At 68.0% G+C, this 15,333-nt stretch carries 12 protein-coding genes; 8 read left to right on the top strand and 4 right to left on the bottom strand.

Features of this window, described 5'->3' with window-relative positions; translation table 11 throughout:
• Positions 1-5: 5 nt before the first annotated feature.
• On the bottom strand, positions 6-1,535 hold the full coding sequence (locus OG787_RS38405) for an aldehyde dehydrogenase (NADP(+)) (protein WP_369033806.1): 1,530 nt from the start codon (positions 1,533-1,535) through the stop codon (positions 6-8).
• A gap of 168 nt (positions 1,536-1,703) precedes the next feature.
• Between OG787_RS38405 and OG787_RS38400 the strand changes: the two genes are divergently transcribed.
• From OG787_RS38400 to OG787_RS38390, 3 genes are all read left to right on the top strand, one after another.
• Positions 1,704-2,477: an IclR family transcriptional regulator gene (locus OG787_RS38400; protein ID WP_369033807.1), complete on the top strand. Its 774-nt coding sequence runs from the start codon at positions 1,704-1,706 to the stop codon at positions 2,475-2,477.
• 3 nt (positions 2,478-2,480) lie between these two features.
• A complete protein-coding gene (locus tag OG787_RS38395; protein WP_369033808.1) occupies positions 2,481-2,972 on the top strand; it encodes a GNAT family N-acetyltransferase in 492 nt (163 codons plus the stop codon).
• Positions 2,973-3,242: 270 nt separating this feature from the next.
• Positions 3,243-4,697 carry a peptidoglycan D,D-transpeptidase FtsI family protein gene (locus OG787_RS38390; protein WP_405538331.1) on the top strand — a complete coding sequence of 485 codons (1,455 nt, stop codon included), beginning with the start codon at positions 3,243-3,245 and terminating at the stop codon, positions 4,695-4,697.
• A 90-nt stretch (positions 4,698-4,787) separates the two neighbouring features.
• Here OG787_RS38390 and OG787_RS38385 read toward each other — a convergent pair whose 3' ends face one another.
• Positions 4,788-6,239 (bottom strand): NCS2 family permease, encoded by a 1,452-nt coding sequence (locus OG787_RS38385; RefSeq protein ID WP_369036966.1) that lies wholly within the window; start codon positions 6,237-6,239, stop codon positions 4,788-4,790.
• Positions 6,240-6,525: 286 nt separating this feature from the next.
• On the opposite strand from OG787_RS38385, the gene OG787_RS38380 reads away from it, so the two are divergent.
• From OG787_RS38380 to OG787_RS38365, 4 genes are all read left to right on the top strand, one after another.
• On the top strand, positions 6,526-7,092 hold the full coding sequence (locus OG787_RS38380) for a SigE family RNA polymerase sigma factor (protein WP_369036967.1): 567 nt from the start codon (positions 6,526-6,528) through the stop codon (positions 7,090-7,092).
• On the top strand, positions 7,089-7,970 hold the full coding sequence (locus OG787_RS38375; protein ID WP_405538330.1) for a hypothetical protein: 882 nt from the start codon (positions 7,089-7,091) through the stop codon (positions 7,968-7,970). The genes OG787_RS38380 and OG787_RS38375 overlap by 4 nt, the downstream gene beginning before the upstream one ends.
• Before the next feature lie 108 nt (positions 7,971-8,078).
• The gene (locus OG787_RS38370) at positions 8,079-8,915 is read left to right on the top strand and encodes a pectate lyase (RefSeq protein WP_369036969.1); all 837 of its coding nucleotides are present in this window, start codon (positions 8,079-8,081) and stop codon (positions 8,913-8,915) included.
• Positions 8,916-8,947: 32 nt separating this feature from the next.
• Positions 8,948-10,630, top strand: a complete 1,683-nt coding sequence (locus OG787_RS38365; RefSeq protein ID WP_405538329.1) for a rhamnogalacturonan lyase B N-terminal domain-containing protein — start codon at positions 8,948-8,950, stop codon at positions 10,628-10,630.
• 174 nt (positions 10,631-10,804) lie between these two features.
• Here OG787_RS38365 and OG787_RS38360 read toward each other — a convergent pair whose 3' ends face one another.
• Positions 10,805-11,959: a right-handed parallel beta-helix repeat-containing protein gene (locus OG787_RS38360; protein ID WP_405538327.1), complete on the bottom strand. Its 1,155-nt coding sequence runs from the start codon at positions 11,957-11,959 to the stop codon at positions 10,805-10,807.
• Between the two features lie 245 nt (positions 11,960-12,204).
• On the opposite strand from OG787_RS38360, the gene OG787_RS38355 reads away from it, so the two are divergent.
• Entirely contained in the window at positions 12,205-14,475 is a 2,271-nt protein-coding gene (locus OG787_RS38355) for a family 43 glycosylhydrolase (RefSeq protein ID WP_405538326.1), read from the top strand.
• Between the two features lie 3 nt (positions 14,476-14,478).
• Here OG787_RS38355 and OG787_RS38350 read toward each other — a convergent pair whose 3' ends face one another.
• A complete protein-coding gene (locus OG787_RS38350) occupies positions 14,479-15,276 on the bottom strand; it encodes an HAD family acid phosphatase (RefSeq protein ID WP_369036973.1) in 798 nt (265 codons plus the stop codon).
• Between the last annotated feature and the right edge of the window lie 57 nt (positions 15,277-15,333).

Here is a 15,333-nt window from a genome sequence, read left to right as displayed (position 1 = left end):
CGACGCTAGCGCTCCAGGCGACCGTTGAAACGCCGAGGCAGCCCCAGCGAATTCTCGTCCCGCAGCTCCACCGGCAACAGCGCAACAGGCGTGTTCTGGTAGGCCACCGGCCGCAGCCACCGCTCGATGGCCGTCCCGCCGACCGACGTCGACGTCGACGTCGTGGCCGGGTACGGCCCCCCGTGCTGCTGGGCCGCGGCCACAGCGACCCCGGTCGGCCACGCGTTCACCAGCACACGCCCCGCGAGCGGCGTCAGCTCGGCCAGGATCTCCGCCCCACGCCCCTCCCCCGCGGCCTCCTCGGCCGAGAGGTGAACCGTCGCCGTCAGGTTCCCCGGCAGCCGCGAGAGAACGGCGTTCGCTTCGGCGTCGTCCGCGTAGCGGGCCACGACGGTGACCGGCCCGAAGCACTCCTCCAGGAGCAGGTCGTACGCCCCCTCCGACACCAGCTTCTCCGCCGCCACCGTGAGGAACCCCGCGCTGACCGTGTGCTCGCCGCCCGAGCCCGGCGTCACCGGGGACTCGACCTCGGGCAGCTCGGCGCGCTCGGCGACCCCGGCGACGAAGTTGTCGCGCATCCGGTGGTCCAGGAGGACACCGGCGTCCGTGTTGCTCACGGCGTCCGTGAGGGACTTCAGCAGGCGGTCGCCCGCCGCGCCCTCCGGCGCCAGCACCAGGCCGGGCTTCACACAGAACTGGCCGACGCCCAGCGTCATGGAGCCCGCGAGCCCCGTACCGATCGCCTCGGCGCGCTCGGCGGCCGCCGCCTCCGTGATCACCACCGGGTTCAGGGAGCCCAGCTCGCCGTGGAACGGGATCGGCGTCGGCCGGGCCGCCGCCGCGTCGAAGAGGGCACGGCCGCCGCGTACGGAACCGGTGAAGCCGGCCGCCGCGACCAGCGGGTGCTTGACCAGCTCGACGCCCGCCTCGAAGCCGTGGACCAGGCCGAGGACACCCTCGGGGATGTCGTGCTGGGCCGCGGCCCGGCGCAGGACCGACGCGACCAGCTCGGACAGGCCCGGGTGGTCCGGGTGGGCCTTGACGACGACCGGGCAGCCGGCCGCGAGCGCGCTCGCGGTGTCGCCGCCGGGGACGGAGAAGGCGAAGGGGAAGTTGGAGGCCGAGTAGACGGCCACGACACCCAGCGGGACCTTGTAGCGGCGCAGGTCCGGGATCGGCGGGGTCGCGGTGTCGTCGGGGTGGTTGATGACGACGTCGAGGAAGGCGCCCTCGTCGACGATGTCCGCGAAGGCCCGCAGCTGGTAGCAGGTGCGGGCGAGTTCGCCGGTCAGCCGGACCGGGCCGAGCGCGGTCTCCGCGTCGGCGGCCTCGACGAGGTGGTCCTTGGCCGCTTCGAGCTGCTCGGCGGCGCTGCGCAGGAAGGCCGCACGGACCGTGCGGTCGGCGAGGGCCGGGCGGGCGGCGTGCGCCGCGCGGACGGCGGCGTCCACCTCCTGGGCTGTGGCCTCGACCGCGACCTGCTCCCGCTGCTTCCCGGTACGGGGGTCGACACTCCAGACTGGTGCTGCTGCCACCGGGGGTCCCTCCAGATTGTGTTGCCATTGGTGATGCCGTTTTGTGATGCCGTTTGTGATGTGCATTCCCGCGTCATTCACCAGGCGCGTTCGATATGCTGAACAGCGTCTCTGGTGATGAATATGCTGTTGGAGACTATTTCCCGTCGAACGAAGGGGTCAAGGGCGATGTCGGCAGCCGAGACAGGCGGCGGGGCGCAGGTCAAGTCCGCGGTACGGACCGTTGAACTGCTGGAATACTTCGCCGGACGTCCCGGCATGCACTCCCTGGCGGCGGTCCAGGAGGCCGTCGGTTACCCCAAGTCCAGTCTCTACATGCTGCTGCGCACTCTTGTCGACCTCGGCTGGGTGGAGACGGACGCCACGGGCACGCGGTACGGCATCGGCGTACGGGCGCTGCTGGTCGGTACCTCGTACATCGACGGCGACGAGGTGGTCGCGGTGGCCCGCCCGACCCTGGACCGGCTCTCCGACGACACGACGGAGACCATCCACCTGGCCCGGCTCGACGGTACGAACGTCGTCTACCTCGCCACCCGCCAGTCGCAGCACTATCTGCGCCCCTTCACCCGCGTCGGCCGCCGGCTGCCCGCCCACTCGACCTCCCTCGGCAAGGCGCTGCTGGCCACCCACACCGACGAGCAGGTCCGCAAGCTGCTCCCGGAGACGCTGCCCGCGCTGACCGAGCACACGATCACCGACCGGGAGAAGCTCATCGAGGAACTGCGCCTGGTGCGCGAGCAGGGCTTCGCGGTGGACCGCGAGGAGAACACGCTGGGGCTGCGCTGCTTCGGCGTCGCGATCCCGTACCGCACCCCCGCGCGGGACGCGATCAGCTGCTCCGTGCCGGTCGCCCGGCTCACCCCGGCCCACGAACAGATGGTCAAGGACGCCCTGTTCGACGCGCGCGACCGGCTGACCCTGGCCACCCGGAGGCTCTGAACGATGCGGTACTCGGCTTCCACGGACGTGGAACTCCGCGAGGTCCACGACAGTGACCTGCCCGTCTTCTTCCGGCAGACCAACGACCCCGAGTCGCTGTGGATGGCCGCGTTCACGGCGAAGGACCCGACCGACCGGGACGCCTTCGACGCCCACTGGGAGCGGATCCGTGCCGCACCGGACGTACTGAACCGCACGGTCCTCGTCGACGGCGACGTGGTGGGCAGCGCGGCGGTGTACGGCGAACCGGGCGAGCGCGAGGTGACGTACTGGATCGACCGCGCCTACTGGGGGCGCGGTATCGCGACGGCCGCGCTGCGCGCCCTCCTGGCCGCCGTCCCGGAACGCCCGCTGCACGCGCGTGCCGCCGCCGACAACGCGGGCTCGCTGCGGGTCCTGGAGAAGTGCGGCTTCCGCGTCTCGGGGCACGACCGGGGGTACGCGAACGCCCGCCGGACGGAGATCGACGAGGTCGTGCTGACGCTGGAGGCCTAGGGCCTGTCCGGCGGGTCAGGTCGCGGGGAATCAGCGGCGCCTCATCAGCGCCGGTGAGCGGGGTCTGGTGCGTGCAGCTGCAAGGCGGAGGAGGGCGTCGACGCGGAGCGTCGGCAACCGACGACAACGCCGCAGATGTGCGTGCCAGACCCCGCGTCCGCGACATGATCCGCCGGACAGGCCCTGAACCCCTAAGGGTCTCCATGAACAGCCCATGAGAAATCGGGCGGCGGGGAACGCGCCGTCCAGTGCCGTTCGTCCTTGAGAGAGATGAACAGGACGATCAGGCGCGCCTCCGTCTTCTCGCTGCTGCTCGTGCTCTCTCTGCTGGTCAGGGCGACTTGGGTGCAGTTCTACGACGGCCAGGCGCTCGCGGACGACAGCAAGAACCGGCGGAACGCGATCGCGTTGTACGCGAACCCGCTCGGGAACATCATCGTGGCCGGCGAGTCGGTCACCGGCTCCAAGGAGACGAGCAGCGGGGATCTCAAGTACCAGCGGACGTACACGGACGGCAAGCTCTACGCGGCCGTGACCGGGTACAGCTCGCCCCTGTTCGCGCCGACGCAGTTGGAGGGTATTTACAAGGACGTCCTCGACGGCTCGGACAGCAGACTGACGACGGTCATGGACACGGTCACCAACGAGCACGCCACTCCGGGGAACGTGATCACGACGATCGACCCGGACGTACAGAAGGCGGCCTACGCGGCGCTCGGCGACAAGAAGGGCGCGGCCGTCGCCATCGACCCGAAGACCGGCAGGATCCTCGCGATGGTCTCCACGCCGTCGTACGACCCGTCGACGATCACCGGGGCGAGCGACGGCGACGCGTGGACCGCGCTCAACAAGGACCCCGACAAACCGCTGGTCAACCGGGCGATACGGCAGCCGCTGCCGCCGGGTTCGACGTTCAAGCTGGTGGTCGCGGCGGCGGCTCTGGAGGACGGGCTGTACGGGTCGGTGGACGACCGTACGGACAGCCCGGACCCGTACACGCTGCCGGGTACGACACGTGAGCTGTCGAACGAGAACCCGAACGCGCCCTGCGAGAACGCGACGATCCGGGTCGCGCTCCAGTACTCCTGCAACAACGTCTTCGCGAAGATGGCCGTCGACCTCGGGCAGGACAAGGTGAAGGCGATGGCGGAGAAGTTCGGCTTCAACGACGAGTCGCAGGACGTGCCGGTGCGGGCGTATCCGAGCGTGTATCCGTCGGACATGGAGAAGTCGCAGACCGCGCTGACGGGGATCGGGCAGTTCGATGTCACGGCGACGCCGTTGCAGATGGCGATGGTGTCCGCGGCGATAGCCAACGGCGGCAAGCTGGTGTCGCCGCACATGGTGTCGCAGGTGGTTACCTCCGGCGGGGATGCGTTGGAGGACCTCGACAGTTCGGCGTCGACCAAGGAGGTCATCAGCTCGGGGACCGCCGAGCAGTTGCAGTCGGCGATGCAGACGGTTGTCTCCGACGGTACGGGGACGAACGCGCAGATTTCCGGGGCGACGGTGGGGGGCAAGACGGGTACTGCTCAGCATGGGGAGAACAACAGTCAGACGCCTTATGCGTGGTTCACGTCATATGCGAAGTCTGATTCGAACGGTAAGGAAGTTGCCGTGACTGTGCTGGTTGAGCAGTCCGGGGCGGCTCGGTCCGAGGTGAGTGGGAATGGGCTGGCCGCGCCTGTCGCCAAGGCGATGATGCAGGCTGCGTTGGCTGGGTGAGTTGGTTGGGTGCTGCGCCGTCGTGGCTGATCGCGCAGTTCCCCGCGCCCCTAAAAAGACAAAAGCGGCGCGGGGAACCTCAGCCCCCGTTTACTTCGTGCCGAAAAGCTGCTCGATCGGGTCGATCGCGAAGTAGATCAGGAACAGGGCGCTCGTGCCCCACAGGAGCCAGTGGACCTCCTTGGCCTTGCCCACGACCGTCTTGATGAGGACGTAGGCGAGGAAGCCGGCGCCGATGCCGTTGGTGATGGAGTACGTGAAGGGCATCACGGCGATCGTCAGGAACGCGGGGATGGCGATCTCGTACTTGTCCCAGTCGATGTGCTTGACCTGGGTCATCATCAGGAAGCCGACCGCGACCAGGGCGGGGGCGGCGGCCTGCATCGGGACGATCGTGAGGATCGGGGTCAGGAAGAGCGCGCAGGCGAACAGGCCGCCGGTGATCAGGTTGGCGAAGCCGGTACGGGCACCCTCGCCGACGCCCGCCGCCGACTCGATGTACGAGGTCGCCGAAGAGGACGAACTCGCGCCGCCCGCCACCGCGGCCGCACCGTCGATGAGGAGCACGCGGCCGAGGTTGGGGACGTTGCCGTCCTTGTCGAGCAGGCCTGCTTCGGCGGTGATGCCGACGACCGTGCCCATGGTGTCGAAGAAGTCCGACAGGATCAGGGTGAAGATCAGCAGGACGACGGTGATCACCGTGGTCTCGCCGAACGCGCCGAACAGGCTGAAGTCGCCGATCAGCCCGAAGTCGGGGGTGTCCGCGATCTTGTCGGGCCAGGCCGGGGTGGTGAGGCCCCAGCTCTTGACGTCGGCGATCGAGTTGATGATCAGCGCGACGAGCGTCATCGTGACGATGCTGATCAGGATCGCGCCCTTCACCTTGCGCGCGATGAGGCCGATGGTCAGCAGGACGCCGAGACAGAAGACCAGGACCGGCCAGCCGCTGAGCGTGCCGGTGCCGCCGAGCTGCACGGGGACAGTCGTGCTCGCGACGTCCGGGATACGGGTGACGAAGCCGGCGTCGACGAAGCCGATGAAAGCGATGAACAGGCCGATGCCCACGCCGATCGCCGCCTTGAGCGGCCCCGGGATCGCGTGCATGATCGCTTCTCTGAGGCCGGTCACCACAAGGACGCAGATCAGCAGGCCCTCCAGGACGACCAGGCCCATCGCGTCGTCCCAGCTCATCAGCGGGGCGATCTGGAAGGCGACCACCGCGTTGAGGCCGAGGCCCGCGGCGAGCGCGAGCGGGAGGTTGCCGCCGACGCCCATGATGATCGTCATCACCGCGGCCACCAGGGCGGTGGCGGTGACGAGCTGGACGCTGTCGAGCTGGTGCCCGAACTTGTCCTTGGCGCTACCCAGGATGATGGGATTCAGGACAAGGATGTAGGCCATCGTGAAGAACGTGGCGAAGCCGCCGCGTATCTCACGGGCGAAGGTGGATCCCCGCTCGGAGATCTTGAAGAAGCTGTCGACGCTGTTCGCCGCGGGGGGCGCGGCGCCCGGCCGGTCAGCCACCTTCTGTGGTTCGGACATGGCGGTTACTCCTCGTTGCCTGAATGATCTGTGTGCGGATGCTGGCTGGATTGTTCCTGTGTTGAACGGTTTTCAGGTTTTCTCCGTGTTACAGAATCGGGCTCGATCTGTCGTACGACACTCGAAGGGCCGTGCGCATGCCTGATACTCTCTCGGCTCTCGCGCCAAACGATCACCACCTCTTCACCGGCGCACCACAGTGGCCGTATACGCAGACGCCCGGCTTCGGTCGGCAGCCGCCGCTGGCCAGGGAAAACTCAGCGAATCTAAGGGGGAGAGGTCGCCCGTGGGCACTGTTGTCGACGACGCAGCCTCCGTCGAGTTCCATGCCTTCTTCGAGCGGCACTACGCCGAACTCGCGCGCCTGGCCCACCTGCTGACGGGCGAGGCGGACGCCGCCGACGACCTGGCGGCCGACGCGTTGCTCGCGCTGTGGCACCGCTGGGACCGGGTGCGGGCCGCCGATCATCCGGTGGCATACGCGCGGGGCGTGGTGGCGAATCTCGCCAAGACCCGTATCCGCAGCGCGGTTCGGGAGCGCCGGAGAATCACCCTGTTCTGGTCGCAGAGAGAAGAGAAGACGGAGAATCCCGACATACCTGGCGTCATAGATGTCCAGGAGGCCTTGCGTCGGCTGCCGTTCCGTAAGCGGGCATGTGTGGTGCTTCGGCACGCTTTCGACCTCTCGGAGAAGGACACCGCGCTCGCGCTGGGAGTTACTGTCGGTACGGTGAAGAGCCAGACGTCCAAGGGAATGGCCGAACTGCAGCGGCTCCTTGGCACCGACGAGGCCCCGCTTCGAATGCGTACCCCTGTGCGTACCCCTGGCGGAGCGGGAGGAACGAACCGATGAGGACGCCGCACGACGAGCTGCGTGCCGGGCTGCGCGAGGCGGCCGAGGCGTACGAGCCCGACCGCGCGCGCATCCTCGCGCGGGTCGAGCGCGGTATGGCCGCCGGCCCCGAGGAGAAGCGCACCCGGCGCCGGGCCACGCTCCCTCCGCTGCTGGGCTGGGCACGGGTCGCCGGTGCGACCGCCGCGGTCTCCGGGATTCTCGCGATGGGCGGGTACGCGCTGGCCTCGGTCGTGAAGAGCGACGAGACCCCGGCCGATCCGACCGTCTCGGTCTCGCCCCTGCCGACCCCGTCGCCGGACGCGACGAGCCGTGCGCCGATCGTGCCGGCCCCGGAGCCCTCGGGCGACAACGCCCAGGACGAGGAACCGAGTTCGACGCCGACACCGACGCCCACTCCGACCCCGAAGGCCTCGAACACGGCGGCGGCCCCGGCCGCAGAGGGCAGCGAGGACGGGCCGCTGTGGTCGGACGGCTCGGTCGATCCGCACAGCAACGACTTCTGGGCGCAGAGCAACGTCACCATCAAGACCTCCGAGGAACTCACCTCGCTCACCGTCGAGTTGAAGGTCGCCCAGACCGGCGGGGTCACCTCCGCGGGTGCCTGGCGGTCGGCTCCGGAGGACGACTTCGCGCTGACGGTCGCCGAGAAGGACGGCTTCCTGGTCTACACGTGGGTGCTCAAGGAGGGCCACACGGTCTGGCCGGGCGAGTGGGTCTTCGCGGGCCAGTACGACCACACACGCGGTGGCCGGAACGCCAAGGACGACTCGTACTCGGTGACGGCGAAGACGAAGGCGGCGGGTCAACAGCACGCCGTGAAGGGCGACTTCGCAGGCCAGGACGGCAACGACGAGTCAGACGACGGCGATTCGTGAAGCGCTAGTACCAACTCGTAAAGAAATTCAGCAGACTCGGCAACCCTTTCCGCACGGGTGGCGACCAGGAGACGCACACATCTCCTCACCACCCAAGGAACACGGTTCATGACTGCGACTGCACCAGTTGAACAGCGCGTCCGGCACCGTCGTCGGGTCACCGGCCGGCGTGCCGTGATCGGCGGTGCCGCCGCTCTCGGCCTCACGGCCGGAGCGATCCTGACGACGACGCTGATGTCGTCCGCCGGTGCCGCCGCCACCTGGCCGACGGCCAACGGCAGCAAGGCCGTGTCGTCGACGATCAAGGTGTCGGGCACGTACGACGGCAAGCTGAAGAAGTTCTTCGGCAGCGGTGCGCTCGGCAACGCCAGCCAGGACGAGGGCCAGGACCCGATCTTCGAGCTGGCGGACGGCGCGGTCCTGAAGAACGTGATCATCGGCACCCCGGGCGCGGACGGCGTCCACTGCACCGGCTCCTGCACGCTGGAGAACGTGTGGTGGCTGGACGTCGGCGAGGACGCCGCCAGCTTCAAGAGCAAGAAGTCGACGGCCGTGTACAAGGTGGTCGGCGGCGGCGCGAAGTCGGCCTCCGACAAGGTGTTCCAGTTCAACGGCGCCGGCAAGCTCAGCATCACCGGCTTCCACGTCGAGAACTTCGGCAAGCTGGTGCGCTCCTGCGGCAACTGCAAGACGCAGTTCAAGCGCACGATCGTGATCAGCGACATCGACGCGACCGCGCCGGGCAAGGTGCTGGTCGGGGTGAACGCGAACTACGGCGACACCGCGACGCTGAGCAAGATCCGTATCTACGGCGACACCAAGAAGAAGATCAAGCCGTGTGTGCGCTTCAACGGCAACAACACCGGCAAGGAGCCGACCGAGATCGGCAGCGGCGCCGACGGAACCACCTGCAAGTTCTCGCCATCTGACATCACGTACAAGTAAGTGAGTCTTCAAGTACGACGGAGCCAGGACACTTGAGCACGCACAAGAGACACCTCAGTCGCCGCAGGCTACTGGCCGCTTCCGCGGTCGGCGTGGCCGGTACGGGTGCGGCGGTGGCGGCCGGCAGCGGCCTGCTGTCGTCCGCGTCAGCGGCTGCTTTCGGCCACACCGACGACGGCTCCAACCATGTGATCAACACGGGAGCCTCACTCGTCTTCAAGGTCTCGAAGTCGACCGGCGACCTCACGTCGCTGGTGTACCGGGGCAAGGAGTACGAGGGGTACGGCGGCAAGCACTCGCACGTCGAGTCGGGGCTCGGCGCGTCCACGGTGACCGTGAAGCAGTCGGGCTCGACGATCCTGGTCAAGGTCGTGCACGGGGCGATCACCCAGTGGTACGCGGCGCGCAGCGGCCAGAACAACGTCTACCTGTGGACGAACAAGGCGGACGCCTCCTTCACGGCGACCCGTTTCCTCGTCCGCCTCAAGCCGGGGCTGTTCCCGAACGAGGGGTCGGACTCCTGGATCGAGGCCTCCGACAAGGTCATCGAGGCCGGGGACGTCTGGCAGCGCGCGGACGGCACCACGCACTCCAAGCACTACTCGGGCAAGCGGGTCGTCGACTACGACCACATCGGCTTCACCACCGGTTCGGTCGGTCTGTGGATCGTGCGCTCCAACCACGAGAAGGCGTCCGGCGGCCCGTTCTACCGCTCACTGCTGCGCCACTCGAACGACAAGGGCGCGGGGCTGTACGAGATCCTGCACTACAACCAGGCCCAGACAGAGAAGGAACGTTTCGGCTTGCAGGGCCCGTACGTCCTCGCCTTCACGGACGGCGGCGCCCCCTCGTCCTCCCTCGCCGCCGCCAACCTCGACACCTCCTGGGTGGACGGGCTCGGCATCACGGGCTGGGTGGGGGCGGCCGGGCGCGGCAAGGTGGCCGGCGTCGGCATCAAGGGGATGGACGCGAAGTACCCGTACACCGTGGGCTTCGCGAACGACGACGCCCAGTACTGGGCGAAGGCCGCCTCGGGTACCGGTGCGTTCTCCTGCAAGGGGATGCTGCCGGGGACGTACACGCTGACCGTGTTCAAGGGCGAACTGGCCGTGCACACACGGTCGGTGACGGTGCAGGCGGGCGGCGCGACCGCGCTGAACAGCATCACCGTCACCGGGGACCCGTCCGCCGCGAAGACGATCTGGCGGCTCGGCGACTGGGACGGCACGCCCGGCGAGTTCAAGAACGCGAAGCTGATGACGTACGCGCACCCGTCCGACGCCAGGGCGGCGAAGTGGACGGGCAACGTCACCATAGGCAGCGGCTCGGAGGCGGCGTCCTTCCCGGCGTACATGTGGAACGGCGTCAACGACGGCATCCTCGTGTACTTCAAGCTGACGGCCGCCCAGGCCGCCGCAGCGCACACCCTGCGCATCGGCGTGACGGACGCCTTCTCCAACGGCCGCCCGCGCGTCACGGTGAACGACTGGGTGTCGGCCATCCCCGCGGCACCCGCGCAACCCTCGACGCGTTCCCTCACCACGGGTTCATACCGGGGGAACAACCGTTCGTTCACCTACAGCGTCCCTAGTAGTGCGTGGAAGACGGACGTGAGCCAGTACAACGTCCTGAAGATCAGCATCGTCAGTGGATCGAGCGGCACGGCATTCCTCAGCCCGGGCACCTCGTTCGACTGCCTGGATCTGCTGGCCTGAGCCCCCCTCGGCCAGTCAGAAGAGCGCCCCCGCCGGTGACGACCGGCGGGGCGCTCGCGTCCCGCGCCAGGAGGCGCGGGGATGGCTGGGGCGCTCGCGCCCCGCTAGGGGCGCGGGGAACTGCGCGACCGGCCCCCACCGGCCCGCAGTCACTCAACGACCCGCCCTTCACGCTCAGTTCATCGTCGACCCGATAACAGTGGAGTCAACCGTCAGGAACGTGGTCGCAGGCAGCGACCCGTTCGACTGACGCGCACCGTACGCCGTCGTCGCATCCGTGGACTTGAACGCCGGCGCAGAAACGCCACTGTCCCAGTTGTTGGCCGCCGAGACAGCGGACGCGCCAAGCTTGGACAACCCCGCCTTGTTGCTCACCGCCAGATTCCTCGCCAGCCGCGCCTTGCCCGTCGCGAAGTAGAACCCACTCTGCGCATTGGCGTACGCCGTGTTCCGGTTCAGCAGGATCGCTCCCGTGTTGGAGTTCTCCGTGAACCCGTGCAGGTTGTTGTCCCAGGCCGCGTTGTTGTTGACGACATGCGCGACCGACGCACCGCCCCCGCCCAGCTTGAAGCCGTTGCCGTTGCCCTCGAACGCCGAGTCGTTCCAGCGGTTCTTGCCGTTGCCGAAGGCCCAGGTGTGCTCGATGGTGACCGGCGTGGAGAACTGCCAGAGGTCGAGCCCGTCATCCGCGTTGTTGTAGAGGCGGGCCCCGGTGATCCTGTTCCCCGTTCCGGAGCCGAACTTGATGGCGATGCCGTCGGCGTTCTGGCCGTGGCCCGCGGGGTCGTAGTTGAGGTAACTGTCCAGGTTCTGCACGAGGTTGTCGGTGGTGCCGTCGCCGCGCAGGGTGAAGCCGGAGTCGCCGTTGCTCGCGGTGACGAGGTTCTTGAAGATCCCGCCGACCGACGACGTGACGACGAAGCCCTGGGCCGGGGAGTTCTGGAAGGTGAGGTTCTGGACGGTCCAGTAGTCGCCGTAGATCCCGGCCAGCCAGGAACCGGCGGGCAGCTTGGAACCGTCGATCTTCACCTTCTCGCTGCCGTACGCCTGGAGCGTGATCCGGGCCGAACTCGTGCCGTTCGCCGTCGACTTGAGGGTGGCCGTCGGGTAGTACGTGCCGGCGCGCACCTGGATGACCGTACCGGCCGCCGCGTTCTTCACCGCGGACTCCAGCTGGGCGGTGCTGGAGACGGTGACCGTGGTGGTGGCGGCGCTGGCGCCATCGGTCGAGAAGCCGAGGTAGGCGCCGCCCGCACCGGAGGCGAGGGCCACCGCGGCGGCGATGGAGAGGGTGCGGGTTCTGCGGTGACGACCGGTGCCGATGCGCACGGAACGTTCCTTTCCTCAGGACTGGGGACGGAACCGGGCTGCGGCCTCGATGAGGTGGGGCCGCAACCCGGCTCTGCTGTCCTGTTGCCGCCCGGCTGAAAAGGGTTGCCGTGGTCCGTACGAAAGCGATCGAAACTTTCGGTACCACCGGCCTCGTACGCACCGATTGACGCGCCGCTCCCCTGCTGGTGAGACTCCGAGGATCATCACCCAACAGAAACCATCAGACTCCCACAGGATGTGTCATGCGCCCCCACCACGCCCGCACCTTCCTGCTCCCCCGCAGCTTTCCGCACCCCCGCACCCTCCTCCTGCCCCTCGTCGCCCTGGCGGCTCTCCTTCTCTCCCTGCTCGCCGCCCCGCCCAGCCCCGCCGCCTCAGGAGCGCCACCCGTGACGCAGCAGACCGAGTCCAAGTCGGCGCAGAAGTACGCCGGTTATCTCTTCGCCTACTTCACCGGCGAGGGCACGGCCGACGGCGAGCAGATCCGGTACGCCCTCAGCCGTGGCAACGACCCGCTGCACTGGCGGGAGTTGAACGCGGGCAAGCCCGTCCTCACCTCCACCACCGGTGAGAAGGGGCTGCGCGATCCGTTCGTGATCCGCTCCCCCGAGGGCGACAAGTTCTACATGATCGCGACCGATCTGCGTATGTACCTGAACAGCAGCGGCAGTTGGGACTACGTCCAGCGCCACGGCAGCAAGTCCATCATGGTCTGGGAGTCCACCGACCTGGTCCACTGGACCGACCAGCGCCTGGTGAAGGTCTCCCCCGACGCGGCCGGCAACACCTGGGCGCCGGAGGCCTATTACGACGACACGCTCGGCGAGTACGTCGTCTTCTGGGCGTCGAAGCTGTACGCCGACGACGACCCGGACCACACCGGCTCGACCTACAACAAGATGATGTACGCGACGACGAAGGACTTCCGCACCTTCAGCGAGCCGAAGGTCTGGGACGACCCCGGCTACTCGGTCATCGACTCAACTGTCGTGGAGCACAAGGGGACTTACTACCGCTACACGAAGGACGAGCGGGACCCCACCTCCTCCAGCCCCTGCTCGAAGTTCATCACCGCCGAGAAGTCGACCTCGCTCACGGATACTTCGTACGACTTCGTCTCCGACTGCGTCGGCAGCGGGTCGATCGACCGGGGTGAGGGGCCGACGGTCTTCAAGTCCAACACCGAGGAGAAGTGGTACCTGTTCATCGACGAGTACGGCGGTCGCGGGTACGTCCCCTTCGAGACCACCGACCTCGACTCGGGCCGGTGGACGATGTCCGCGAACTACCAGCTGCCCGCCAGCCCCCGACACGGCACGGTGATGCCGGTGACGCAGGCGGAGTACGACCGGCTGCTGGCCGCCTACCCGGAGACCCCGACGTCCGTCGTGGACGCGACGGCCAGTGGGCAGAAGGGGTACGCGGTCGTCACGGAGGCCGCCGCCAAGGTCGTGCTGCCGATGCGGCCCGACGCCGAACTGTCGCGTCTGGCACCGAAGTTGTGGGTCGGCGAGGGCGCGAAGGTGAGCCCCGCGTCCGGTACGCGGCGTGACTTCCGGGGGCCGCAGAAGTACACGGTGACGGCGGCCGACGGGACGCGCCGCACCTGGACCGTCGAGGCCGTACCCACCCGCAGTCCGGTCCTGCCGGGGCTGTACGCCGACCCCGACATCCAGTACCTGGACGGCCGTTACTGGATCTACCCGACCACCGACGGCTTCCAGGGCTGGAGCGGCACGCGGTTCAAGGCGTTCTCGTCGAAGGACCTGGTCCACTGGACCGACCACGGCGTGATCCTCGACCTGGGCCCGGATGTGTCGTGGGCGGACAAGAACGCCTGGGCGCCGGCGATCGCCGAGCGGAACGGCAAGTACTACTTCTACTTCTGCGCCGAGCAGGCGATCGGGGTGGCGGTGGCCGACTCCCCGGCGGGCCCGTTCAAGGACGCGCTCGGCAAACCCCTGGTGGCGAAAGGGCAGTTGAGCGGCCAGATGATCGACCCGGCCGTGTTCACGGACGACGACGGACAGGCGTATCTCTACTGGGGCAACGGACACGGATACGTCGTGCCGCTGAACGACGACATGGTGTCGTTCGACGCGGCGAAGGTGAAGGACATCACCCCGGACAACTTCCGTGAGGGTTCCTTCGTGGTGAAGCGGCAGGGGACGTACTACTTCATGTGGTCCGAGGACGACACCCGCAGCGAGGACTACCACGTCGCCTACGCGACCGGACCGTCCCCGCTCGGCCCGTGGACCAAGCGGGGGACGATCCTGTCCAAGCGCCCCGAGTACGGCATCAAGGCCACCGGCCACCACTCGGTGGTGAACGTGCCCGGCACCGACGACTGGTACATGGTGTACCACCGGTTCGCCCTCAGCGGCCCCGGAAAGGCGGGCGGTGACGGCATGCACCGGGAGACCACCGTCGACCGCATGCGGTTCGCGGCCGACGGGACGATCCTGCCGGTCGTACCGACCCTGGAGTCGATCAGACCGGTGAAGAAGTGAGGCTCAGCTGACGAAGTACGTCGGGTTCGGGAGCTTGTACGTCTTGTCGGCGTAGCCGCCCTGGAGGTCCGAGTACTGGTCGCCGAAGTTGGCGATGATCTCGTACCCGAGGTCCTTCTCGATGTGCCTGCGGGTGCCGGACTTGTACTGCACGGTCGTGCAGGTCCAGGTGCCGGCCGTGGCACAACTGCTCAGGTAGGCGGGCGGGTTGGCCGCGTCCTTGAGGAACATGTGGTCGGCGTCGAGGTTGATGTCAGCGCCGACCTTCTTCAGGTTCGCGACGGCCGCGGCGCGCTGCGACTCCTTCAGACCGGAGTTGTAGAACACCTCGACGCCCTTGGCCTCGGCGTAGGCGACCAGCGCGGGCGTGCCGAAGACGGCCGGACGGTCGGCCTTGGCCACGTACTCGGCCCAAGTGGTCGAGTTGTAGGTGTAGTTGGTCCTCTTCTCGTAGTCGAGGGAGAGCAGCAGCGTGTCGTCGATGTCGAAGACGACCGCGGGCTTCTCGCCCTTGTGCAGCGCCTTGCGCGCCGCCTTGTCGATGTCCTTCTTGGCCGCGGACTCGATACGCGCCAGGTCCTTGGCGTACGGGCTGGTGGCGGAGGCCTGGTAGACACCGGCGCTGTCGAGCGTGGTGCCGTAGTAGGTGTCGATCTCCTGGACCAGGAGCCCGATGTTGTGGGGCTCCTGGGTGGAGTTCGCCGTGGACTGGCCGGCGGTGGCCGCGCCGGTGCCGTACAGGGCGGCGCCCGCGACGGTACAGACAACGGCGAGCGCCGCGAAGCGGAATGGCTTATGCATGACAGGTTTCTACGCGCGTCACCCCAGGAACGCGAGGCCCGTTTGCCTGATGGATAC

This window comes from Streptomyces sp. NBC_00075, from assembly GCF_045041225.1.
In the GTDB taxonomy this organism is placed as follows: Bacteria; Actinomycetota; Actinomycetes; order Streptomycetales; family Streptomycetaceae; genus Streptomyces; species Streptomyces adonidis.
This window is presented reverse-complemented; position numbering and strand designations above follow the sequence as displayed.

Coding starts and splice junctions, on each gene's coding strand:
- OG787_RS38400 (WP_369033807.1), top strand. CDS start 1,704: ATGTCGGCAGCCGAGACAGGCGGCGGGGCGCAGGTCAAGTCCGCGGTA.
- OG787_RS38395 (WP_369033808.1), top strand. CDS start 2,481: ATGCGGTACTCGGCTTCCACGGACGTGGAACTCCGCGAGGTCCACGAC.
- OG787_RS38390 (WP_405538331.1), top strand. CDS start 3,243: ATGAACAGGACGATCAGGCGCGCCTCCGTCTTCTCGCTGCTGCTCGTG.
- OG787_RS38385 (WP_369036966.1), bottom strand. CDS start 6,239: ATGTCCGAACCACAGAAGGTGGCTGACCGGCCGGGCGCCGCGCCCCCC.
- OG787_RS38375 (WP_405538330.1), top strand. CDS start 7,089: ATGAGGACGCCGCACGACGAGCTGCGTGCCGGGCTGCGCGAGGCGGCC.
- OG787_RS38370 (WP_369036969.1), top strand. CDS start 8,079: ATGACTGCGACTGCACCAGTTGAACAGCGCGTCCGGCACCGTCGTCGG.
- OG787_RS38355 (WP_405538326.1), top strand. CDS start 12,205: ATGCGCCCCCACCACGCCCGCACCTTCCTGCTCCCCCGCAGCTTTCCG.
- OG787_RS38350 (WP_369036973.1), bottom strand. CDS start 15,276: ATGCATAAGCCATTCCGCTTCGCGGCGCTCGCCGTTGTCTGTACCGTC.